Genomic DNA, 20,388 nt, shown 5'->3' on the forward strand with positions numbered 1-20,388 from the left:
CGAAATCGCGTTGACGCGGTCAGGGTGGAAGCAGGCCAAAAGGCGTAAGACATTTCCGAATCTGAAACCGAATACTTCAATCGACTAGTGCTTGGGACCTATCCTACGCGCCTGTCGGAAGGCTCTGCATTGGCTGGGAAATACCCTGGGGTTAACGTCGCTGGGTCGTCACGAATGGCGACCGGGTGTGAGAAGCCCGTCGTATTCACCATGCAGGCTTTCCATGTTTATGGCAGCCGTGCGCGTGCGGGCTTCGGCCCGGCCGTGGTTTCATGGTGTTTACACGGTCTTCTCACCACTCGTACGGCTGCCACCCTTGTCTGTGAGAAGGATGGAGGTGGTTGTTTCCCTTACGCTTGAGGAGAACACCATGAAAAAACTCGTCCCCGATCCACCCTTTCCAATCCCCTACATCGCCATCATCAACGACCTCACCGCCGAACAAGCCATGGCCCAAGCGGCCAAGCTGATGGGCTCGCTGGTCGATACCGTCCACGCCTACACCACCGGCGACCCCGAGCGCCGCCCGGCCATCCTGCTGGACAACGCCACGATCCTCTCCCACCTGGTCATCGCCCTGATCAACCACGCCAAGTCGAAGAGGGCCGAGTCATGAGCGATGAACCCCGTCTTGGCGTGACCCAGGGCAACACCACCTGCCTTGAGCTGTTCCGTATCCAGCCCGGTATCCCGTTCGAGCATGCATTCAGCGAACTGTCCGTGCTGCTCGGCTGTGTTCGGCACCTGACCACCGAAGCTGAAATGGAGGGCGATCTGCTGGCCGGCAGTGCCGCGCGGATCCTCAGCGGGCTGGCCAAGGGGTTGATCGATGATATGGAACTAGGGATGAGCCACGGCAAGTAAGCCCAACACTTATCGAGACTGCCGGGCAGTCTCGATAAGCCAAGGTCATGAGTTACGTGGATGGCTTATTTTCTTTTACTCTTGATTTTCAAAGTTTCATTCGGTAAGCCGAAAATGGCACCAGGCCAGGAGCAATTGCTCTGTGTCAGGTAACGTTTGAGTTTTAATGAGGCAATAATGTCCACGGAGACAAACACGGCCAGTATTAATAGCATTTTCGGAATGATCCACTATCTATAGAGGGTTCGGCGTGTGACTTGCGCGTAGATAAACGAGCTGACTTGCAGGGCTGATGGACGGTCCTGGCTAGGTAGGGATTAAGGACGACCGAAGAAGAATATCGCCAGCAAGGTGACCACGGCGATTGGCGCGAAAAATAGAAGAATTAGGATCAGCATGTGTTGCAGGGCTCCAGCAGCTGCGGTTGCGAGTGGGAACTCTAGGGCACAGCTGGCGGAAGATATGCAGGACGGCGCCGATGGCGGATTCAGAAAATGCGGCGTCCTTTGCGGCTTTGGTACTACAAAGTGGTGTGACGGATAAACATCGGAACCAGCAGGGAGTGGCTGTTGCCGCTACTACCTTGGGGCATTCACCAAGGCGGACAGTGGAGACCTCACAGACATAACTGGCCCGAAACAGACTGTGGGAGCCGGCTTGCCGGCGATTCGCCGCGCGGGCGGCGCTCGATCTTGAGAGCGCTGCAAACCTGTCGGCAGGCACTTGGTGGCCCTCATGCGATCCCAAGACAGGCACCTGGGCGCCACACCGCTGGATTTGGATAAGCAGAGTTGCGCGGTGGCCTGGGTGTGCATGTCGGGGTATCGGGTGAGGGCCACCAAGTGCCTGCCGGTGTTTTTGCAGCGCTCTTGAGATCGAGCGCCGCCCGCGCGGCGCATCGCGGGACAAGCCCGCTCCCACATCTGTTTCGGGCCAGTTATGCCTGTGAGGTCTCCACCGTCCGCCTTGTTGGCACGACCCGGCATCGCGTTGGCGCTGCTGGTGCTGCGCATGGCGTGTGAATGCGGTGCAAAGTGGTTCCACTTCTCTGACAGATCACAGCTCGAGGATGTTTGTTGTTCAGGGCAAGCCATGGCCGAGTGAGCATTCCGCCTTTGCTGTAGGACGTTTCCTGACCTGCTTCTGGCGCCGCCGGAGGCGTCATCGAGCTGCTAGCGTTCGGCGTTTTCTGCGCACAAGGAAAGGCCGCATGACCAGCAACCGCTTCAAGGGCATCGCCGCAGGTGAGCGTCCATGACCTATCGCATCGTGATCTACGGCAAGGGCCAAGGCCTCGACGGTGACCGCACCACCACCGGCGCCATTTGTATCGGCAAACGGGCAGCGGGCAACGTGAATGGCCGAGCCTGGCTGCTCGAAGGCGACCAGACCACCGCCTGCCCGAAGTGCGGGCAGGTGGGGACCCTCATCGATGGCGAACAGCGCTTCCTCCAGGATGGCGTACCCACCGTCGTCGACGGCGCCCGCGTGCGCTGTGGCTGCCCGCTGGGCAGCAACCGCCTGATCGCATCGTCGGATGCCTCCCCGGCGAATGCTCCTGCACCCTCACCGGTGGCTGCCGAGCGCACCATGCCCACCCCACAGGCCGCCATGGCGACCCCTGCCGCGCTGCAACCCGGCTTCTACATCGTGCCGCGCAGCATGACCGGCGAGCAGGTGCTGCAACAGCTGGCTGCGCTGCCGGGCAACCTGCCGCTGTCGCTGGTGCGCCGGCTCAACCCCACCTTCGACCAGGGCTTCAAGGCGGGCGAGCTGTTCGTGCTCGGCGCCCCCGAGCACAGCTACGCCTGCACCCGTGAAGAAGCCGAGCTGATGGCCGCGGCCCGCAGTGCCCGGGCGTCGCTGGCGCTGCTCAGTACCGAGGAAGCCGACTTCATGATGCGGCACATGGCCGAGATCGCCGGCGTGCTCAACGGCGCGAGCCAGTCGATGGGGGTGGGCAAGGACATGCTGTCGCGAGGGTTGGGGCAGGTGGAAGACACGCTCAAGGGCATCGAGCGTTTGCACCAGCGCGAGTTCATCGCGCATCGGCACCTGAACAGCCCGCAGTTCTTCGCCGAGCGCAAGGCGCTGTATGGCCAGCTGAACGCACAGCTGCGCAGCGCGTTTCTCGGCAAATACCTGAATTTGGGGCAGCACGAGAACCTGCGTCGTGGGCTGGGGATCTCGACCAAGAGCCTGGTGCATCACTGGTCGAAGGCCGGTGCGCCGGGGGCTATTCCTGGGTATGCGACGCACCTGGATGAGGTGGCGAAGATGACCAAGTACCTCAAGTACGGCGGGCATGTGGCGGTGGGGTTGGGGGCGACTTCGTCGTACATGAAGATCTACGAGGCGTGCCGGGCGGGGGAGACCGAAGAGTGCAAACGGATTAGGTTCACCGAGACAGGTAGTTTCACCGGTGGTTTATTGGGTGGATCTTTAGGAGCGGCCTTGGGAGGCTTTGCAATCAAAGCGGTCTGTCGTTTCACTTCCCATGGCAGAGCTATCTGTGGTATTGCCGTTGTTGGTGCTGGATCCTTTGCTGGTAGTTCAGGGGGGGGAGCTGGAGGCGAGGCGTTGGGAGAGTTCATTCATGGAGTCATTTATGACTGATCCTGCCAATTGGCCTGTTGCTGCAAAGCTGATTTTATTGTTGGTGCCCACGCTAGTTGTCCTAGTCGGAATGTCCGCTACGTGGCTGGTTGCAGGTACGCGCTATTTTTCTGCTATGTGCGAAGCATTCAAGAATAGTCGCGGTTTGGAAGATGATCGGAAATTATGGGGTACATTGACACTCCGCTCGCGAGTGGTGATTGTTGCGGGAGTCAGTGTCGGTGTGGTTTGGCCAAAATTTGGTATTCGTCATGGCTGGTTGAGTGAAAGCGATTATCGGAACGTCCCGATATTTTTAAAGCGCTGTCTGCAGCTGACATTTTGGGCCAACACCCTAGGGGCATGTTTGTTGACGGTAAGTTACTGCCTGATAAAGTGCTGAGGGCAGAAACATGTTGGGTGTGTCGGTATTGTTTTCCATTCTCACGTAGCACGTAGAACTCGCCGTCTGCACGAATGCCGATGGCAGGCACTGGGTAATCTGTATTGCGCGGTGGCCAGCGGGTGAATGTCGAGAAATCGGATGATGGCCACTAGGTGCTTGCCGGTGTTTTTGCAGCGCTCTTGAGATCGAGCGCCGCCAGCGCGGCGCTTTGCTGGCAAGCCAGCTCCCACATCTGTTTCGGGCCAGTTATGCCTGTTGTTTCACCGCTGTCCGCCTTGTTTGTACGACGCGGTATCGAGGTGGCGCTGATCCCGCCCCACAAGGCTTGCGACATGCACCCAAGCAGGCGCTAACTGTCTCGGGGATGCCAGACCCCCGCACTGTCGCTAGACTGTCATCTCCCCACCACCGGACAGGAGTCCCGGCGTGCCCGACCCTCGCAGTTTCCCCAGCGACCTGTGCCTCGAAAGCCCTCGCCTGCAGCTACGCCCCATGCGCCATGGCGATGCGCAGCAGTGGCTGACCATCATGGCCGACCCCGAGGTGATGCGTTACTGGTACCACGCCCCCTGGCAAACCCTGGCCGAAGCCGAAAGCGCCCTGGCCGCAGACCGCGAGGCCTTGGCCGCCGGCCAGCAACTCAAGCTGGGGATGTACCGCCGTGACAACGGCGAGCTGATCGGCATGGTCCAATTGTTCAATCTCGAAGAGGGCTCGCGCCGTGGCGAGATCGGCTACTGCCTGGCCAAGTCCGCGCAGGGCCGGGGCTACATGGACGAAGCGCTGACCTGCTTCATCGACTACCTCGCCCACACCCTGCACCTGCGCCGCCTGGAAGCGGAGATCGACCCGCGCAACCTGGGCTCGGCGCGCACCCTGGAGCGCCAGGGCTTCGTGCTCGAGGGCACCTTGCGCGCGCGCTGGTGCGTGGCGGGCGAACTGTCCGACTCCGGACTTTACGGGTTGCTGCTGGAGCCGCCTGTCGCCTGACGTCCTGGTGCGGTATGGTCGGCGTTTGCGATTACCGATGGAGCATGCGCTTGCCCGCCTTCTACCTCACCGCCACCTTGTTGCTGTACCTGCTGAGCCTGGGGTTCGACGGCGCCTTGATGGGCGCCGGGCGGCACATGCCGGCCCTGCAGATGCTGCTCTACGGCCCCTGGGGCATTCCGTTCGGGCTGTTCCAGTGGTTCGCCAACCCACTGCTGGCGCTGGCCATCCTTGCTCATCGGCGCTTTCGCCGGCTGGCGTTGGGCTGTGGCGTGCTGGCGCTGTACCTGGCGGCGAGCAGCCTGGGCATCGAGCGGCTGCCGGATAACCATAGCTACGCGTTCCAGGATGTTATCGGTTTGGGCGCGGGGTACTGGCTGTGGGCGCTGGCGATCCTGGTGTTCTGCCTGGGGCAGGGGTGGTGGTGCTGGAAAGCCAGGTCGGCGGCGGACGTGCCCGGCTGGCGCTGGCTGGACGTGGCGTTGATGGCGGCACTTGGCGTGGTGTTCTGCGCGGCGACGCAGATGGCGTCGCTGCGCTTCGAGCCGCACAAGGTGATCATGCCGCCGGAGCATCAACAAACGTTGTGAGGGCCCTGTGGGAGCCGGCTTGCCGGCGATAGCATTCGAGCATGCGCAGCAACGTGCAGCTCAGCGCGCTGTCCCCCACTGCACCACCAGCATCCCCACCACGATCATCCCCACCCCCGCCAGCCGCAGCAGGTTCACTGGCCGTTCCGGCAACCCCATCAACCCGAACTGGTCGATCAGCAGCGACGACAGCACCTGCCCGGCAATCACGCAGACGATGAACCCAGCGGCCCCCAGGCGCGGCGTCAGCACCAGCGCTGCGGTGATGTACAGCACCCCGGCGACCCCGCCGAACCAGGCCCACCAAGGCGCATGGGCCAGGTTCTGCAACTGTGGCAGTGGCGCGCGCATCAGCAGCAGGGCGGGCACCAACATTAGCAGGCTGACCAGCAGCGAAACGCCGGCAGCCCACAGTGGGTGCCCGAGCAGCCTGCCCAGGGCGGCATTGCTGCCGGCCTGGAAGGGCACGGCGGCACCGGCGAGCAGGGCGACCAGCAGGGGGAGGGCGGTGATGAGACTGTTGGGCATGGTGTCGACTCCTTTTAACCAGACACTGGCCTCAGTCTCGGTTATGCATTTGAATGATGGAAATTCGAATCTTGCACAGGCTGTATTCGCCCCATGGATGATCTGCGCCGCATCGACCTCAATCTGCTGCTCACCCTGCATGCCCTGCTCAGCGAGCAGCACGTCTCCCGCGCCGCGCTGCGCCTGCACCGCAGCCAGCCGGCGGTAAGCCATGCTCTGGCGCAACTGCGGGAAATCTTCGCCGACCCGCTGCTGGTGCGCCGCAGTGGCGGGCTGCAACTGAGCGCCCGCGCCGAAGCCCTGCGCGAGCCCTTGCAGCAGGCCTTGCAACAGCTCGACGGCCTGCTTGGCAGCCCGGGCTTCGAGCCGGGCCGGGCGCGGCGCACCTTTCGCCTGGCGATGTCGGACTACGGCGCGCGGGTGGTGCTGCCGGCACTGATGCCGCTGCTGCACCGCGCGGCGCCGGGCATCGACCTGGTGGTGTCGCAGGGCAGCCGTGAGGCGATGCTCGGGCAGTTGATCGATGGTGAAGTCGACCTGGCGCTGGGTGTGTTCCCCGAGTTACCCGCAGAGATTTGCCAGCAGGTGCTGTTCGAGGAATCGTTCGTCTGCCTGGCCGACCGCGCCGGCTTGCCGCCGCGCGGTGGCCTGGACTTTGCGCAGTGGCTGGCGCGGCCCCATGTGCTGGTGGCGGTGCGCCCTGGTATCGACAACGAGATCGACCTCGCCCTGAGTGCGCTCGGGGCCAAGCGCCGCATTGCCCTCACCCTGCCGCACTGGGGCGCGGCCCAGGGCCTGCTGGCCGGCACCGACCTGGTGCTTACCGTGGCCCGCCGCAGTTTGGCCGGCGCCCGCCTGGACCCGGCCTTGCGCCAGTTCCCGCCACCCTTGGCGATCGCGCCGTTCCCCTTCACCCAGGCTTGGCATTCGCGCCGTGAGGGCGATGCCGGGCACCGTTGGTTGCGGGGGCAGCTTCAGGCTTTATGTACGGACCAGGCGTTGGCCGAGTGCTAGGCTGTGCGCCGTTCACCTGTGAAAGGATCACCCATGTTCAAACCTGCCCTGATCGGCGGCGCCGCATTGCTGGCGCTGGCCACGGCCCAGGCCGACGACTATTCCCCCGCCTACACCCAGTGCATGGACAAAGCGTCCAGCACCGTGGCCATGGGCGCTTGCATCCAGGCCGAGACCCAGCTGCAGGATGACCGCTTGAACCGCGTGTACAAGCAACTGATGGCCAAGCTCGACGGCCAGCGCCAGAAAGACCTGCGCGAGGTGCAGCGCAACTGGCTGAAGTACCGCGACGGCCACTGCGCGTTCCTCGGCAAGCTGGACAACGGCAGCATCTACCGCATCGAAGGGGCCATGTGTGTGATGGACACGACCAAGGACCGGGCGGCGGAGCTGGAACGGGTGCTCAGCCCGGGGCAGTGACGCAGCATCAGCTTATTGAACGATGGCTCAAGGTGAGAGACGCGCAGCGCCCAGATCAAGGTGCGCCAGAATGCGATATAAGCAACTGATGTGCACAGATCCTCTGTAGGAGCGGCCTTGTGTCGCGAACGGGCTGCATCGCAGCCCAAGCCATTTGTGCCGCACAATCGATAGCTGGGGCCGCTTTGCGGCCCGTTCGCGACACAAGGCCGCTCCTACAGGGCGGGCAAGCTTCAAGGTGGGCTTGCCGGCGAAGCGTCCCTAGCGCGGAGCGCGACGTTCGCGCTGGGCGCGTGCCTTCAGGTACTCACGCACCTCAACGCCATCCCCGGCAAACTCGATGCGGCTCGACTTGGCCTCGCGCTGGTAGGCGTACATCGGGTCGTAGTACTCGTTGAGCAAGCCCTCGATCCAGCCTCGGTGCAGGCTCACATCGCCACTGCGCAGCTGTTCGTCCAGCGCCTGCCCCAGCAGTTCGGACAAGCGTTGGAAACGCTCGCCGCCCAGGCGTTTGTGGATGTTGGCCATGCTCTGGCGCATGCGTTCGGCGAACAGCGTGCGGCCCTCTTCTTCCCCATGCACGGCGATGAATTCGGCGCACAGGTTGATCACGTAGTCGCGCAAGATGCGCTCCACGCGGTTGGCGAAACTGTCTTCCAGCCACACCAGCGGGTAGTGCTGCATGCCCTGGTACAGCTCCAGCGGTACCGAGCAGCTGCCGACGATGCGGCCTTCATCTTCCAGCACGAACTGCTCGATGCCCTGGGCGCGCTTTTTCAGCACGTCGATGGCCAGGGCGTTCTCGAAGTCGATCTGCGCCGGCTGCGCGGTGGCGCGCTTGCCGAAGCTGGAGCCGCGGTGGTTGGCGTGGCCTTCCAGGTCGAGCACGTTGTCCAGCTGGTGCAGCACGTCGGTCTTGCCGGTGCCGGTGAGCCCGCCCACCAGTACGAAGTCGCACTGCTCGACGGCCTGCTGGGTGGTCTCCAGCAGCAAGGTGCGCATGGCCTTGTAGCCACCGACCACCTTCGGGTACGCGATGCCGGCTTCCTTGAGCCAGCCCTGGACGATCTGCGAGCGCAGGCCGCCACGGAAGCAGTACAGGTAGCCGTCGGGGTGGGCCTGGGCGAAGGCCGCCCAGGCTTCCAGGCGCTGCGCTTTCACCGCGCCGTTGACCAGCTGGTGGCCGAGGGCGATGGCGGCGGCCTGGCCCTGCTGCTTGTAGCAGGTGCCGACTTTCTGCCGCTCCGGGTCGGTCATCAGCGGCAGGTTGATCACGCCGGGGAAGGCGCCCTTGGTGAATTCGATCGGCGCGCGCATGTCCATCATCGGCACGTCGTCGAGGAACAGCTGTTTCAGGTCGGTGCAGTCGGGGCGCATCAGATCACCTCGACCGCGTGGCTCTGTCGCTCGACCAGCTCACCGATCGGCGCCAGTTCAAGGCCCAGCTCGGTGGCCACGGCGAGAAACTCGGCCTCGCCCTCGGGCGTGACCGCGACCAGCAGGCCACCACTGGTCTGTGGGTCGCACAGCAGGTGTTTCTGGTCGTCGGTCAGGGCGCCGATCTTGTGCCCGTAGCTCTCGAAGTTACGCAAGGTGCCGCCGGGGATGCAGCCTTCGGCGAGATAGTGGTCAACGCTGGGCAGGCGTGGCACGTCTGCGAATTGCAGGCGGGCGGTGAGCTGGCTGCCCTCGGCGACTTCGACCAGGTGGCCGAGCAGGCCGAAACCGGTGACGTCGGTCATGGCCTTGACCCCGTCGAGCTTGCCGAAGCGGCTGCCCGGGGTGTTGAGGGTGCACATCCAGTCGCGGGCCAGGCCTTGGTCCTGCTCACGCAGCTTGGCCTTCTTCTCGGCGGTGGTGAGGATGCCGATGCCCAGTGGCTTGGTCAGGTACAGCTTGCAGCCGACGCTGGCGGTGTCGTTGCGCTTGAGGTGGCGCTTGCTCACCACGCCGGTCACGGCCAGGCCGAAGATCGGCTCGGGGGCGTCGATGGAGTGGCCGCCGGCCAGCGGGATACCCGCTTCGGCGCAGACGGCGCGGCCGCCACGGATCACTTCCCGGGCCACCTCTGGCGGCAGCACGTTGACCGGCCAGCCGAGGATGGCGATGGCCATCAGCGGGTCGCCGCCCATGGCGTAGATGTCGCTTATGGCGTTGGTGGCGGCGATGCGGCCGAAGTCGTAGGGGTCGTCGACGATGGGCATGAAGAAATCGGTGGTCGAGACCACGCCGCGCTCGTCGTCCAGGGCATAGACCGCAGCGTCGTCACGCGAGGCGTTGCCGACCCAGAGCTTCGGGTCCAGCGCTTGCGTGCCGCTTTCGGCGAGGATCACATCCAGCACCTTTGGAGAAATCTTGCAGCCACAGCCGGCGCCATGGCTGTACTGTGTCAGACGAATCGGCTCGCTCATACGCACCTCGGATTTTTCGTGATGCGCGATTGTAGCAAAGCTGGCCTTTGCGCCTGCGGCTCTTATAATTCCCCATCGTCGGCGCATCGCCGCACTTTCCCCGCTATTGAACCGGAGAACCCCCATGCTCAAACGCCCCCTGGCACTCGTTGCCGGCCTCGCGCTGTCCTGCTGCGCCGTCATCGCCCAGGCCGCCGACGTACTGCGCGTCAGCGCCATCCCAGACGAAGCGCCGACCGAACTGCTGCGCAAGTTCAAGCCGCTGGGCGAATACCTCGAGCAACAGCTGGGCATGAAGGTGCAGTTCGTGCCGGTGGCCGACTACCCGGCGGTGGTCGAGTCGCTGGCCAGCAATCGCTTGGACATGGCCTGGCTGGGTGGCTTCACCTTCGTCCAGGTGCACCTGAAGGACCCGACCGCAACGCCTTTGGTACAGCGTGAGCAGGACGCCCAGTTCACCAGCAAGTTCATCACCGCCAACCCCGACGTGAAGAGCCTCAAGGACCTCAAGGGCAAGACCTTCGCCTTCGGTTCGATCTCGTCCACTTCTGGCAGCCTGATGCCGCGCTACTTCATGTTGAAGCAAGACAACATCCAGCCAGAAAAGTACTTCAGCCGTGTCGCCTACTCCGGTGCTCACGACGCCACCGTGGCCTGGGTCCAGGCCGGCAAGGTCGACGGCGGCGTGCTCAACGCCAGCGTGTGGCAGAAGCTGGTCGACGCCGGCAAGGTCGACACCAGCAAGGTGAAAGTGTTCGCCACCACGCCGACCTACTACGACTACAACTGGACCGTGCGCGGCAACATGGACCCGGCCCTGAAAGAGAAGATCAAGCAAGCCTTCCTCGCCCTGGACCCAACCAAGCCCGAGCAGAAGGCGATCCTCGACCTGCAGGCCGCCAGCCGCTTTATCGAGACCAAGCCCGAGAACTACGCGGGCACCGAGCAAGCCGCGCGCGAGGCCGGCCTGCTGAAGTGAGTATTTGTCTGCAAGGGGCCGGTCTGCGCCATGGCCAGGTCCAGGCCCTGCACGCCATCGACCTGCGTATCGAAAAGGGCGAACGGGTAGCGATCATCGGCCCGTCCGGGGCTGGCAAGTCCAGCCTGCTGCACCTGATGGCCACCGCCGTGCAACCCAGTAGCGGGCAACTGCAACTGCTCGACAGCCAACCCTGGGCCTTGTCGGCGCATGCCCGGCAGCGCCTGCGCGCCCGGGTCGCGCTGGTGCACCAGGCACCGCCACTGCCGCCGCGCCAGCGGGTGGTGACGGCGGTGCTGGCCGGGCGGCTGGGGCAGTGGAGCACCCTGCGTGGCCTGCTCAACCTGCTGCACCCCAGCGATGTGCCGGGCGCGCGCCAGGCACTCGCCGAACTGGGGCTGGCGGACAAGTTGTTCGTTCAGTGCGGGCAGTTGTCCGGTGGCCAGTTGCAGCGGGTCGGCATCGCCCGGGCGTTGTACCAGCAGCCGGAGGTAATGCTGGCCGATGAGCCGGTGTCGGCGATGGACCCGGTGCTGGCCGACCATAGCCTGGGGCTGCTCAATCGCCACGCCGTGGCCCATGGCGTGACCCTGGTGGCCAGCCTGCACGCGGTGGAGCTGGCGTTGGCGCACTTCCCTCGGGTCATCGGCATCCGCGAGGGCCAGGTGGCCTTCGATTGCCCGGCGCAGGCGGTGAGCGAAAGCCTGCTCGATGCGCTCTACGCCAATGAGCAGCTGGTTTCGCCGGTTGTGGCCGGCCCGACGCTGACGGTGCAGATTCCGCGATGCTGAAGCGTGATACCCGCGACCCTGCGGCGCTGCCCCGCCTGCTGCTGACTGTGTTGTGCCTGGCCGTGCTGTGGCCGGGGCTTCACTTGAGCGAATTGAACCCCGGCGTACTGCTGCAGGCGGAAAACCGTCAGCAGATGGCCAGCTTCGTCAGCGCGTTCTGGCCGCCGGCCCATGACCGCGATTTTCTTGCCCTGCTGTGGCAGGCCACCTTGCAGACGCTGGCCGTCGCCACCGCCGGCATGACCTTGGCGCTGCTGCTGGCGGTACCAGCCAGCCTGCTGGCCAGCCGCGCGCTGTCGCTGCGCGCCGCGTCCCGTGGCGGCAAGCCGGGCTTCTGGTCGCGCACCTTGCGCCTGCCGGTGCGTGGCCTGCTGGTGTTCCTGCGCAGCGTGCCCGAAATCGTCTGGGCGCTGCTGTTCGTGCGCGCCGTGGGCCTGGGCCCGACCGCCGGGGTGCTGGCCATCGCCATCACCTACGCCGGCATGCTCGGCAAGGTCTATGCGGAAATCTTCGAATCGGTCGACCAGCGCCCGGCCCACGCCTTGCTGCAAGCCGGTAGCGGGCGGTTGGCGGCGTTCTGCTACGGCATCTTGCCCAACGCGGTGGCCGAGCTGGTGTCGTACACCGTGTATCGCTGGGAGTGCGCGGTGCGCGCCTCGGTGGTGATGGGCTTCGTCGGCGCCGGTGGGCTGGGCCAGCAGATCGACTTGTCGATGCGCATGTTCGCCGGCGCCGAGGTGGCGAGCATGCTGCTGGCGTTCCTGGTGCTGGTGATCCTGGCCGACCTGCTCAGCCGCCTGCTACGCGGGAGGCTGGCATGAGCCGGGCGCTCAACCTGTTGGTGTTGGCGGGTCTCGTGGCGGTAGTGGTCGCCTCGTTCGGGTATCTGGAACTCGACCTGCAGGCCGTGATCGGCAATGGCGGGTTGGGGCAGATGGGCGAGTATGCCGGGCGCTTCCTGCACCCGGACCTGTCCCTGGGCCATCTGCGGGCGGTAGGCTGGGGCGCGCTGGAAACCTTGGCGATGTCCGGGCTGGGCACCTTGCTGGCGATGCTGCTCGGGATGCTGCTGGCGCTCCCTGCCGCCGGGCGTTTCGGCTGGCCGCTACAGGGGGCGGCGCGGCTGTTGCTCAATGCGCTGCGGGCGATCCCTGAGCTGGTGTGGGCGGCCTTGACCGTGCTGGCCGCCGGGTTGGGGCCCAATGCCGGCACCCTGGCGTTGGCGCTGCACACCGCTGGCGTGCTCGGCCGGCTGTTCGCCGAAGCGTTGGAGAATGCGCCGCCCGAGCCCGCCGCAGCGATCCGCCTGCAAGGGGGCAGCCAGGTCGCGGCGTTCTGCTTCGGCACCTTGCCCAACCTCTGGCCCCAGTTGCTGGCCTACAGCCTCTATCGCTGGGAGAACAACATCCGCATGGCCAGCGTGCTGGGCTTTGTCGGTGCGGGTGGGTTGGGGCAGATGCTCTACACCACCCTGAGCCTGTTCCAGGAAGCCCAGGCCAGCACGGTGATCATCGCCATGCTGGTGCTGGTGCTGCTGGTGGATGCGTTCAGCGACCTGCTGCGCCAGCGCTTCGTGCGCGCCTGAGTGTCAGGCCGCGCGCGCCTGGCGGCGTGGCGCGGTGTCCACGGCCTGGGCGCCGAACAAGGTCAGCTGGATCGCCTGTTGCGCCTGGAACGCCAGCGCGGCGCGCTCCTTGCCGGCACTGCTGACCGGCGCCAGCAGGTGGATCACCACTTCGCCGCGGTCCTGCCGGAACAGGCGCATCAGGTGCGACACCAGATCGTCCTCGCCAATGAACGGCGCGATCAGGTCCGGCTCGCCGCCGCGCAGGTACTGGATCGCCACCGGCTGCAAGGGCGTGGCGTGGTCGATGGCGCCCGCCAGCAGGCGCCCGTGGAAGGTGCGCAGGCTGCGGCCATCGGTGGTGGTGCCTTCGGGGAAGATCAGCAGTGGCTGTTGCTGGCCCAGTTGGCCGGCGATCTGTTCGCGCAGGCGCTGGCCGTCGCCGCCACCGCGGCGGATGAACAGGGTGCCGGCCTTTTCGGCCAGCCAGCCGGCCAGCGGCCAGTGGCGCACTTCGGCCTTGGACAGGAACGACAGTGGGGTGAGCATGCCCAGCAGTGGGATGTCGGTCCACGACACATGGTTGCTGACCCACAGCATCGGCCGTTGCGGCAACTCGCCGACCACCCGCACCTCGAAGGGCAGGGCGCCGACCAGGCGCTGCATGAACAGGCGGGTCCAGCGTTGGCGGCGCTCCAGCGGAGCCTTCAACCCCACGCGCTCGCCCAGGGCGATGATGCCGGCCAACACCAGCCCCAATGCCAGGACCATGAACAACCGCAGCAGGCGGGCGCTGGCCCGCAGGCTCGGCATCAGACCGCCGCCTTGAAGTGGCGGGCGTAGCGCGGGCAGAGGTCGTCGCGTTTGAGCAGGATGAACACGTCGGCGACCTGGAAGTCCTCGTCCCAGCACGGCTCGCCACAGATCTTCGCGCCCAGGCGCATGTAGGCCTTGAGCAGCGGCGGCATCTCGGTGATGACGTTGCCGGGGATGTCCAGGGTGGGCAGCGGATTCTTCGGCTCGGCGCGCAGGTGCTCGGTGCACAGGTAGCGTTCGCGCAGGCGCTGCATGATCGCGTGGGCCTGGATGCCGCCGTCCTGCATGGGGATGCTGGCGCAGCCCATCAGGTAGCTGTAGCGGCCCTCGTTGAGCACTTCGGCCAGCTCCCCCCAGAGCACGGCGATGGTGCCGCCGTTGCGGTAGTCGGCGTCGACGCAGGTGCGGCCCAGTTCGAGGATCGGCCCTTGCAGCTGCAGCAGCCCGTGCAGGCGGAATTCTTCTTCGCTGTAGAAGCGCCCCAGGCTGCTGGCGGCCTGGTGGTCGAGCAGGCGAGTGGTGGCGACCAGTTGGCCGGTGGCCAGGTCGCGCACGCCGATGTGGCGGCAGTGGATGTCGTAGTCGTCCATGTCCAGGCCCTGTTCGGCGCCCTTGAGCTTGGCCTTGAATTCGGCGCTGAACACCTTGAAACGCAGGGCCTGTGCTTCCTGCAAGGCCGCGGCGCCGACCAGGCGTTCGGCTTGCAGACGGCGTTCAGTGCTGTTGTCGCCAGAGCGAGCGATCCGAGTCATTGCGAGTCTCCATAAGCCAGCCAAAGGGTTGCGGCCGGTCGGCTTTGTTGTGCAAAGTCAGCCTAGGTACGCCCGGTGTCACCCCCGTGAATCTTTGGTGATGCTTGCGTGACACCCCTTTCTCGAGGAGCTTGCGATGGCCTGGTTGCAACGTATCAACGACCCCCTGCGCCACCCGCTGGCGGCCACCCTGGGCGAAACCTATGCCGCCGTGCTGGAGCGGCTGGGTGCGGTGGCGCCGTTCGAGCTGGCGGTGCTCGGTGGGCGGGCCATGGCCACCCCAGGCTTGGCCTTCCTCATGGGTTACCAGGCTGCCCTGCGCGTGCTCTGGCCCAGTGCGCCGGCCAGCCTTGGCGCCTTGTGCGCCACCGAGCGGCGCAGCGTGCGCCCGGCCGACATGCATACCCGTCTCGACGGGTTGCGCCTGACCGGCAGCAAGGACTTCGTCACCGCCGGGCTGGACGCCGAATGGCTGTTGGTGGCAGCGCGCAGCGAAGGGCCGGGCGAGGCGCCGCGGCTGCAGCTGGCGGTGGTCTACCCCGGTGAGCAGGGGGTGCGGCTCGAGGCCTTGCCGACCCTGCCGCTGATGCCTGAGGTCGGGCACGGCCGCCTGGTGATGGACGGCGCGGCCTGCGAGTTGCTGGCCGGTGATGGCTGGGATGACTACGTCAAGCCTTTCCGCTCCCTCGAAGACCTGTATGTGCTCGCCGCGCTGGTGGGCTGGCTGCACGGTGTGGCCCAGGAGTGTGGCTGGCCGCAAGGCGTGCGTTTGCGCCTCGTCGGGTTGCTGGCGGCTTGCGCCGAGGGCAGCCGGCAATGCGCCGACAGTGTGGCGTGTCATCTGTTGCTGGGTGGGCTGTTTGCCCAGTTCGCCAGCCTGCGCGGTGAGATCGACCAGGCGTTGGCGGCCGGGCCGGCGCAGTGGGCGCAGCTGTGGCAGCGTGACCAGGGGCTGCTGGCGCTGGCCACTGCGGCCCGTGACAAGCGGCTGGCCAAGGCCTGGGCGGCTGCGGGATTGTCATGAAAGTTTGAGAGGGTGGGTGATCCGTTGAACCCGGGCCGCTATGCGGCCCTTTCGCGGGCAAGCCCGCTCCCACAGGTACAGCGTTGTTCTCAGGAGCAGCGCCGCACCTGTGGGAGCGGGCTTGCCCGCGAAAGGGCTGCAAGGCAGCGCCAATCAAGGCGATCAAGATGAAGGCAGCGTGGTTGATCCTGGCAATGCTGGTGAGCCCCGCCTGGGCCGAAGACTGGCCCATGCCCACCTGGCCGGTCGACCCCGCCGCGATCGACTGGAAAGCCGTCGATACCTACGCCTTCCCCGCGCGCAGCCCCGACCGCAACGGTATCCGCACCGACGCCCTGCTGATCATCCGCGATGGCCGCATCCTCTACGAGCGCTACGCCGCGCCTACCCGCGCCGACACCCCGCACCTGACCTGGTCGGTGAGCAAGAGCGTGCTGGCCACGGTGATGGGCGTGGCCTACAGCGAGCGGCGGTTCACCCTCGACGATCCGGCCGTACGCTTTTATCCCGCGCTGCAAGGCCACCCGCAACTGCGCCTGAAGGACCTGCTGCACTGGGCCAGCGGCCTGGCCTGGCAGGAGGACTACGAGTACGCGCCGCTGAAGTCGTCGGTGGTGGCCATGCTCTACACCCGTGGCCGTGCCGACATGGCCGCGTACGCCGCGGCGAAGCCCGCCGCCAGCGCGCCCGGCCAGCACTTCGTGTATTCCAGTGGCGACAGCAACCTGCTCGCCGCCAGCCTGCGCGGCATGCTCGAAGCGGGGCAATACGCCGACTATCCCTGGCAGGCGCTGTTCACCCCGCTGGGTATCGACAGCGCGGTCTGGGAGCGCGACGCGGCGGGCACCTACGTGGGCTCTTCCTACCTTTACCTGAGCGCTCGCGACCTGGCGCGCATCGGCCTGTTGATGCAACGCGACGGGCGCTGGGGCGGGCGGCAATTGCTGCCCGCCGACTGGGTGGCGTTCAACCGCACCCTGTTCACTCAGGCCGAGCCGTTGCCCGGCGAAGCCAATCCCGGTGGCCACTGGTGGCTCAACCAGCCGTTGCCGGGCCAGCCCCGGCCATGGCCGGCCGCGCCGGCGGACACCTTCGCCGCCCTCGGCCACTGGGGCCAGGCGTTGTATGTGTTGCCGGCGCAAAAACTGGTGATCGTGCGCTATGCCGATGACCGCGACGGTAGCTACGGCCACAACGAGTTGATCAAGCGGGTGCTGGCCGCGCTGGCCGCGCTGGCCGGGGAGGGCGCATGAAACGGATTTTCCTGCTGTTGGCGCTGGCCCTGCTGGCCTGGGCCTGGCATGAGCGCCAGGCGCTGGCGGACTTCCCCGGCATCCTCTCGGCCTATTCGGCCAAGGAGTATTGCTCCTGCCGCTATGTCATGGGCTTCGACCCGGCGTACTGCCGGGGTTATGTACAGCAATACCTGCCGCTGGGGCTGCTCGAGGAGGACAACACCCGGCGCTTGGTCCGCGCCGAAGGCCTGGGCCGTGGCAACCAGGCGCAGTGGCAGGGCCCGCGCGAGGGCTGCCGCTTGCTGCCGTGAAACCGGGCGGGTAAGGTTGACGGCCTTATGTAACAGGATTTCACATGTTCAAGCCGTCCCGTCTGCTGCCCTCGCTGCTGCTCCCCCTGTTCATGGCCGTTGGCCTGCCCGCCCATGCCAACTGGCACCTGGACGGCGAATCGTCACGGCTGTCTTTCGTCACCGGCAAGAACGGCAATATTGCCGAGGTGAACCGTTTCCTGGTGCTGCACGGCAAGGTCGACCGCAAGGGCGCGGCCGAGCTGAGCATCGAAATGGACTCGGTCAGCAGCGGCATCCCGCTGCGTGACGAGCGCCTGCGCGACAACCTGTTCGAGGTGGAGCGCTTCGCCGAGGGTACGGTGCAGGCGCAGATCGACCTGGGGCCGATCAACGACCTGGCCAATGGCGCGCAGCTGGAATTGCGCCTGCCGGTGAGCGTCACCGTGCACGGCCAGACCCACAGCTACGACACCCTGCTGTTGGCCATGCGCCTGGACGAGCGGCGTTTCCAGGTGGTGACCCTGGAGCCGCTGGTGCTGCGCGCCGAGCATTTCGGCCTGCTGCCGGGGCTTCAGACCTTGCGCAAGCTCGCCGGGCTCAAGTCGATCAACCCGTCGGTGCCGGTGAGCGCGGTGCTGATCTTCAACGCCCGCTGACATGCCGGGGCCGGTCTTCCCCTGGCGCGATGGCAACCAGTTCGAACTGCTGGTCGACGGCCCTGAGTTCTTCCCGCGCATGCTCCTGGCGATCGTGCGCGCCGAATTCCAGGTCGACCTGGAACTCTATCTGGTGGAGGCCGGTGCCTGCGCCGAAGCGGTGGTGGATGCCCTGGAGCAGGCTGCCCGGCGTGGCGTGCGAGTGCGCTGCCTGTTCGACGACTACGGCTCGCTGGCCTTCCCCACGGCCTTGCGCCAACGCTTGCTGGACGCCGGTGTGTACCTGCGCTGGTACAACCGCCTGCGCTGGCGCCGAGGCTTGCGCAACCTGTACCGCGACCACCGCAAGTTGTTGCTGGTGGATGAGCGTTGGGCGGTGGTCGGCGGCACGGGTGTCACCGACGAATTCTGGCAGCCCGCTGAGGACACCAGCGACTGGCACGAAGTGATGGTGGGCATCCAGGGACCGCTGGTCAGCGACTGGCAGCTGTTGTTCGACCGCCAGTGGACCGCCAACCAACGGCGCACTGCCTGGCGCCCGCCGGAGGGCTTCGGCCTGCCACGTCTGCCGCAGGTGCCGGCGCAAGGCCAGGGCATGGGTCGGGTGGCCTACGCCGACGCCCGCCAGCACAAGGACATCCTGCATGCGCTGGTGCGGGCGCTGAACAGCGGCCAGCAACGCGTGTGGCTGGCCACGCCGTACTTCTTGCCCACCTTCAGCGTGCGCCGTTCGCTGCGCCGGGCGGCGCAGAAGGGCGTCGACGTGCGCCTGCTGCTCACTGGCCCGCGCACCGATCACCCGGCGGTGCGCTACGCCGGCCACCGTTACTACCCCAGGTTGCTGCGCGCTGGGGTACGGATCTTCGAGTACCAGCCGTGTTTCCTGCACCTGAAGATGGTGCTGGTGGACGACTGGGTCAGCGTGGGGTCGTGCAACTTCGACCACTGGAACCTGCGCTTCAACCTCGAGGCCAACGTCGAAGCACTCGACCCCGCGCTGACCGCCGCCGTGGCCGCCAGCTTCGAACGCGACTTCGGGTTGAGCGAGGAAGTCGACCTGGCGCGCTGGCATGCCCGGCCGCTATGGCGGCGGGCGCAGCAGCGGTTGTGGGGCTGGCTCGACCGGGTGGTGGCCAACCTGCTTAACCGTCGCGACTAGCGGCGTATATCGCTGCCCGGCAAAGCGGACTATCGTGCTGGGATTGATCCCTAGCAACGGAAGGAGTGGATGCGATGACGGCGAAGAAAATTCTCATGCTGGTGGGTGATTACGTCGAGGACTACGAGGTGATGGTGCCGTTCCAGGCGCTGGCCATGGTTGGCCATACCGTCCACGCGGTGTGCCCGGAGAAAATTGCCGGGCAGACCGTACGCACGGCGATCCACGACTTCGAGGGCGAGCAGACCTACAGCGAGAAGCCCGGGCACAACTTCGCCCTGAACTACGACTTCGTCCAGGTGCGCGCCGAAAGCTATGACGCGCTGCTGATCCCTGGCGGACGGGCACCGGAGTACCTGCGCCTGAATGAGAAAGTGCTGGAGCTGGTAAGAGCGTTCGACCAGGCAGGCAAGCCGATTGCGGCGGTGTGCCATGGCGCGCAACTGCTGGCGGCGGCCGGGGTGCTGGAAGGGCGTGAATGCAGCGCTTACCCGGCGTGTGCTCCGGAGGTGCGCCTGGCCGGTGGCACGTTCATCGATATCGCGGTGGACCAGGCGCATGTGGACGGCAATTTGGTTACCGCGCCGGCGTGGCCTGCGCACCCGGCGTGGCTGGCGGCGTTCTTGAAAGTATTGGGCACCCGTATCGCCTGACAGGGCCTGCTCGCTGGCAAGCTAGCGCTCAGCTTTTCTGTAGGAGCGGCCTTGTGTCGCGAAAGGGGCGCGCAGCGCCCCCAGGATCTCAAGTACACCTCCAGACTGCTGGGGCCGCTTCGCGACCCTTTCGCGACACAAGGCCGCTCCTACAGGGGGAAGCCGCCTGATGGGCTTGTCAGCGGTCAACCCACCTGTTCGACCCAGTCATTGAGGTTGTAGTAGTTGCTCACCCGGGCAATCTTGCCGCAGTGAATGTAGAAGAACGCCCCCGCCGGCAGCACATATTTCTGTCCCTTGGCTGGTGGCAGCCCCTCATCGTCGGCCAGGTACTCGCCATGCACGGTGAACTCCGCTGCAGCACGGTTGCCTTCAGCGTTCTGCATCACCACAAGATCAGCCAGCCGCTCGCGGTAGCAGCGGTTCATCTTGTCCATGAACGCGGCAAACCGGGCCTTGCCCATCTGCCGCTCACCCTGGTTGATGTCGTGGATCACGTCCTCGCTGAGCAGGGCGAGGAAGGCGGGCATGTCGCCCGCGTTGAAGGCGTTGTAGTAGGCGGTGACGAGTTCGGTAGCGGTCATGGAGAAATACCTGTCGCGCAGGGGAAAGGGCGTGATGTGGACCCGATGATAGGGTTTCCCCTCA

Annotated in this window: 24 protein-coding genes; 18 read left to right on the forward strand and 6 right to left on the reverse strand. The window is 65.7% G+C overall.

From position 1 onward, the window contains the following. The first annotated feature begins 370 nt into the window (after positions 1-370). The 6 genes from IX761_RS07180 (at position 371) to IX761_RS07205 (ending at position 5,445) form a co-directional block, all read left to right on the forward strand. Positions 371-616 carry a hypothetical protein gene (locus IX761_RS07180; RefSeq protein WP_194788922.1) on the forward strand — a complete coding sequence of 82 codons (246 nt, stop codon included), beginning with the start codon at positions 371-373 and terminating at the stop codon, positions 614-616. Then, positions 613-864 (forward strand): DUF3077 domain-containing protein, encoded by a 252-nt coding sequence (locus IX761_RS07185; protein WP_194788923.1) that lies wholly within the window; start codon positions 613-615, stop codon positions 862-864. Before IX761_RS07180 ends, IX761_RS07185 begins: the two co-directional genes overlap by 4 nt. A gap of 1,254 nt (positions 865-2,118) precedes the next feature. Beyond that, positions 2,119-3,480 carry a PAAR domain-containing protein gene (locus tag IX761_RS07190; RefSeq protein WP_194788924.1) on the forward strand — a complete coding sequence of 454 codons (1,362 nt, stop codon included), beginning with the start codon at positions 2,119-2,121 and terminating at the stop codon, positions 3,478-3,480. After that, positions 3,473-3,862 (forward strand): hypothetical protein, encoded by a 390-nt coding sequence (locus IX761_RS07195; RefSeq protein ID WP_194788925.1) that lies wholly within the window; start codon positions 3,473-3,475, stop codon positions 3,860-3,862. The genes IX761_RS07190 and IX761_RS07195 overlap by 8 nt, the downstream gene beginning before the upstream one ends. A gap of 429 nt (positions 3,863-4,291) precedes the next feature. Then, on the forward strand, positions 4,292-4,855 hold the full coding sequence (locus tag IX761_RS07200) for a GNAT family N-acetyltransferase (protein ID WP_194788926.1): 564 nt from the start codon (positions 4,292-4,294) through the stop codon (positions 4,853-4,855). Between the two features lie 50 nt (positions 4,856-4,905). After that, positions 4,906-5,445: a hypothetical protein gene (locus tag IX761_RS07205; RefSeq protein ID WP_194789054.1), complete on the forward strand. Its 540-nt coding sequence runs from the start codon at positions 4,906-4,908 to the stop codon at positions 5,443-5,445. Positions 5,446-5,505: 60 nt separating this feature from the next. Here the strand turns inward: IX761_RS07205 and IX761_RS07210 are convergent, their stop codons facing one another. After that, positions 5,506-5,973, reverse strand: a complete 468-nt coding sequence (locus IX761_RS07210) for a DMT family transporter (protein WP_194788927.1) — start codon at positions 5,971-5,973, stop codon at positions 5,506-5,508. Positions 5,974-6,066: 93 nt separating this feature from the next. On the opposite strand from IX761_RS07210, the gene IX761_RS07215 reads away from it, so the two are divergent. Together IX761_RS07215 and IX761_RS07220 are read left to right on the forward strand one after the other, a co-directional pair. Further along, entirely contained in the window at positions 6,067-6,987 is a 921-nt protein-coding gene (locus tag IX761_RS07215; protein WP_194788928.1) for a LysR family transcriptional regulator, read from the forward strand. Positions 6,988-7,020: 33 nt separating this feature from the next. Beyond that, on the forward strand, positions 7,021-7,407 hold the full coding sequence (locus IX761_RS07220) for a lysozyme inhibitor LprI family protein (RefSeq protein WP_194788929.1): 387 nt from the start codon (positions 7,021-7,023) through the stop codon (positions 7,405-7,407). Between the two features lie 261 nt (positions 7,408-7,668). Here the strand turns inward: IX761_RS07220 and mnmH are convergent, their stop codons facing one another. Both mnmH and selD read right to left on the reverse strand, forming a co-directional pair. Continuing rightward, positions 7,669-8,784, reverse strand: coding sequence for a tRNA 2-selenouridine(34) synthase MnmH (gene mnmH, locus IX761_RS07225; RefSeq protein ID WP_194788930.1), 1,116 nt, complete (start codon positions 8,782-8,784; stop codon positions 7,669-7,671). Beyond that, positions 8,784-9,818: a selenide, water dikinase SelD gene (gene selD / locus IX761_RS07230; RefSeq protein ID WP_194788931.1), complete on the reverse strand. Its 1,035-nt coding sequence runs from the start codon at positions 9,816-9,818 to the stop codon at positions 8,784-8,786. Before selD ends, mnmH begins: the two co-directional genes overlap by 1 nt. Before the next feature lie 124 nt (positions 9,819-9,942). Here selD and IX761_RS07235 point away from each other — a divergent pair, with 124 nt between their 5' ends. The 4 genes from IX761_RS07235 to phnE are packed head-to-tail and all read left to right on the forward strand — an operon-like array spanning position 9,943 to position 13,173. Continuing rightward, on the forward strand, positions 9,943-10,797 hold the full coding sequence (locus IX761_RS07235) for a putative selenate ABC transporter substrate-binding protein (protein WP_194788932.1): 855 nt from the start codon (positions 9,943-9,945) through the stop codon (positions 10,795-10,797). After that, positions 10,794-11,588, forward strand: a complete 795-nt coding sequence (locus IX761_RS07240) for a phosphonate ABC transporter ATP-binding protein (protein WP_194788933.1) — start codon at positions 10,794-10,796, stop codon at positions 11,586-11,588. Before IX761_RS07235 ends, IX761_RS07240 begins: the two co-directional genes overlap by 4 nt. Then, on the forward strand, positions 11,582-12,409 hold the full coding sequence (locus IX761_RS07245; protein ID WP_194788934.1) for a PhnE/PtxC family ABC transporter permease: 828 nt from the start codon (positions 11,582-11,584) through the stop codon (positions 12,407-12,409). Before IX761_RS07240 ends, IX761_RS07245 begins: the two co-directional genes overlap by 7 nt. Next, positions 12,406-13,173, forward strand: coding sequence for a phosphonate ABC transporter, permease protein PhnE (phnE, locus tag IX761_RS07250; RefSeq protein WP_194788935.1), 768 nt, complete (start codon positions 12,406-12,408; stop codon positions 13,171-13,173). Before IX761_RS07245 ends, phnE begins: the two co-directional genes overlap by 4 nt. A 3-nt stretch (positions 13,174-13,176) precedes the next feature. Here phnE and IX761_RS07255 read toward each other — a convergent pair whose 3' ends face one another. Both IX761_RS07255 and olsB read right to left on the reverse strand, forming a co-directional pair. Beyond that, positions 13,177-13,965 carry a lysophospholipid acyltransferase family protein gene (locus IX761_RS07255; RefSeq protein ID WP_194788936.1) on the reverse strand — a complete coding sequence of 263 codons (789 nt, stop codon included), beginning with the start codon at positions 13,963-13,965 and terminating at the stop codon, positions 13,177-13,179. After that, the gene (olsB, locus tag IX761_RS07260) at positions 13,965-14,720 is read right to left on the reverse strand and encodes an L-ornithine N(alpha)-acyltransferase (RefSeq protein ID WP_194788937.1); all 756 of its coding nucleotides are present in this window, start codon (positions 14,718-14,720) and stop codon (positions 13,965-13,967) included. The genes IX761_RS07255 and olsB overlap by 1 nt, the downstream gene beginning before the upstream one ends. Positions 14,721-14,856: 136 nt before the next feature. On the opposite strand from olsB, the gene IX761_RS07265 reads away from it, so the two are divergent. The 6 genes from IX761_RS07265 to IX761_RS07290 all read left to right on the forward strand — a co-directional run bounded on the left by IX761_RS07265 (position 14,857) and on the right by IX761_RS07290 (position 19,740). Further along, positions 14,857-15,744 (forward strand): acyl-CoA dehydrogenase, encoded by an 888-nt coding sequence (locus tag IX761_RS07265; RefSeq protein ID WP_194788938.1) that lies wholly within the window; start codon positions 14,857-14,859, stop codon positions 15,742-15,744. A gap of 167 nt (positions 15,745-15,911) precedes the next feature. Continuing rightward, on the forward strand, positions 15,912-16,997 hold the full coding sequence (locus IX761_RS07270) for a serine hydrolase domain-containing protein (protein ID WP_194788939.1): 1,086 nt from the start codon (positions 15,912-15,914) through the stop codon (positions 16,995-16,997). Beyond that, positions 16,994-17,290 carry an amidase gene (locus IX761_RS07275; protein WP_194788940.1) on the forward strand — a complete coding sequence of 99 codons (297 nt, stop codon included), beginning with the start codon at positions 16,994-16,996 and terminating at the stop codon, positions 17,288-17,290. Before IX761_RS07270 ends, IX761_RS07275 begins: the two co-directional genes overlap by 4 nt. 44 nt (positions 17,291-17,334) lie before the next feature. After that, on the forward strand, positions 17,335-17,928 hold the full coding sequence (locus tag IX761_RS07280) for a YceI family protein (RefSeq protein WP_194788941.1): 594 nt from the start codon (positions 17,335-17,337) through the stop codon (positions 17,926-17,928). A 1-nt stretch (position 17,929) separates the two neighbouring features. Then, a complete protein-coding gene (locus IX761_RS07285; protein WP_194788942.1) occupies positions 17,930-19,087 on the forward strand; it encodes a phospholipase D-like domain-containing protein in 1,158 nt (385 codons plus the stop codon). A gap of 74 nt (positions 19,088-19,161) precedes the next feature. Next, positions 19,162-19,740 (forward strand): DJ-1/PfpI family protein, encoded by a 579-nt coding sequence (locus tag IX761_RS07290; protein ID WP_194788943.1) that lies wholly within the window; start codon positions 19,162-19,164, stop codon positions 19,738-19,740. Positions 19,741-19,925: 185 nt separating this feature from the next. On the opposite strand, the gene IX761_RS07295 is transcribed toward IX761_RS07290, so the two are convergent. Continuing rightward, positions 19,926-20,324: a nuclear transport factor 2 family protein gene (locus IX761_RS07295; protein ID WP_194788944.1), complete on the reverse strand. Its 399-nt coding sequence runs from the start codon at positions 20,322-20,324 to the stop codon at positions 19,926-19,928. Positions 20,325-20,388: the final 64 nt, after the last annotated feature.

The organism is Pseudomonas sp. UFMG81, assembly GCF_015354575.1.
Classification (GTDB): domain Bacteria; phylum Pseudomonadota; class Gammaproteobacteria; order Pseudomonadales; family Pseudomonadaceae; genus Aquipseudomonas.

Bases quoted from the DNA above. Each gene is read 5' to 3' on its own strand.
- IX761_RS07180 (WP_194788922.1), top strand. From the start codon at position 371: ATGAAAAAACTCGTCCCCGATCCACCCTTTCCAATCCCCTACATCGCC.
- IX761_RS07185 (WP_194788923.1), top strand. From the start codon at position 613: ATGAGCGATGAACCCCGTCTTGGCGTGACCCAGGGCAACACCACCTGC.
- IX761_RS07190 (WP_194788924.1), top strand. From the start codon at position 2,119: ATGACCTATCGCATCGTGATCTACGGCAAGGGCCAAGGCCTCGACGGT.
- IX761_RS07195 (WP_194788925.1), top strand. From the start codon at position 3,473: ATGACTGATCCTGCCAATTGGCCTGTTGCTGCAAAGCTGATTTTATTG.
- IX761_RS07210 (WP_194788927.1), bottom strand. From the start codon at position 5,973: ATGCCCAACAGTCTCATCACCGCCCTCCCCCTGCTGGTCGCCCTGCTC.
- IX761_RS07215 (WP_194788928.1), top strand. From the start codon at position 6,067: ATGGATGATCTGCGCCGCATCGACCTCAATCTGCTGCTCACCCTGCAT.
- IX761_RS07220 (WP_194788929.1), top strand. From the start codon at position 7,021: ATGTTCAAACCTGCCCTGATCGGCGGCGCCGCATTGCTGGCGCTGGCC.
- mnmH (WP_194788930.1), bottom strand. From the start codon at position 8,784: ATGCGCCCCGACTGCACCGACCTGAAACAGCTGTTCCTCGACGACGTG.
- selD (WP_194788931.1), bottom strand. From the start codon at position 9,818: ATGAGCGAGCCGATTCGTCTGACACAGTACAGCCATGGCGCCGGCTGT.
- IX761_RS07235 (WP_194788932.1), top strand. From the start codon at position 9,943: ATGCTCAAACGCCCCCTGGCACTCGTTGCCGGCCTCGCGCTGTCCTGC.
- IX761_RS07245 (WP_194788934.1), top strand. From the start codon at position 11,582: ATGCTGAAGCGTGATACCCGCGACCCTGCGGCGCTGCCCCGCCTGCTG.
- phnE (WP_194788935.1), top strand. From the start codon at position 12,406: ATGAGCCGGGCGCTCAACCTGTTGGTGTTGGCGGGTCTCGTGGCGGTA.
- IX761_RS07255 (WP_194788936.1), bottom strand. From the start codon at position 13,965: ATGCCGAGCCTGCGGGCCAGCGCCCGCCTGCTGCGGTTGTTCATGGTC.
- olsB (WP_194788937.1), bottom strand. From the start codon at position 14,720: ATGACTCGGATCGCTCGCTCTGGCGACAACAGCACTGAACGCCGTCTG.
- IX761_RS07265 (WP_194788938.1), top strand. From the start codon at position 14,857: ATGGCCTGGTTGCAACGTATCAACGACCCCCTGCGCCACCCGCTGGCG.
- IX761_RS07270 (WP_194788939.1), top strand. From the start codon at position 15,912: ATGAAGGCAGCGTGGTTGATCCTGGCAATGCTGGTGAGCCCCGCCTGG.
- IX761_RS07275 (WP_194788940.1), top strand. From the start codon at position 16,994: ATGAAACGGATTTTCCTGCTGTTGGCGCTGGCCCTGCTGGCCTGGGCC.
- IX761_RS07280 (WP_194788941.1), top strand. From the start codon at position 17,335: ATGTTCAAGCCGTCCCGTCTGCTGCCCTCGCTGCTGCTCCCCCTGTTC.
- IX761_RS07285 (WP_194788942.1), top strand. From the start codon at position 17,930: ATGCCGGGGCCGGTCTTCCCCTGGCGCGATGGCAACCAGTTCGAACTG.
- IX761_RS07290 (WP_194788943.1), top strand. From the start codon at position 19,162: ATGACGGCGAAGAAAATTCTCATGCTGGTGGGTGATTACGTCGAGGAC.
- IX761_RS07295 (WP_194788944.1), bottom strand. From the start codon at position 20,324: ATGACCGCTACCGAACTCGTCACCGCCTACTACAACGCCTTCAACGCG.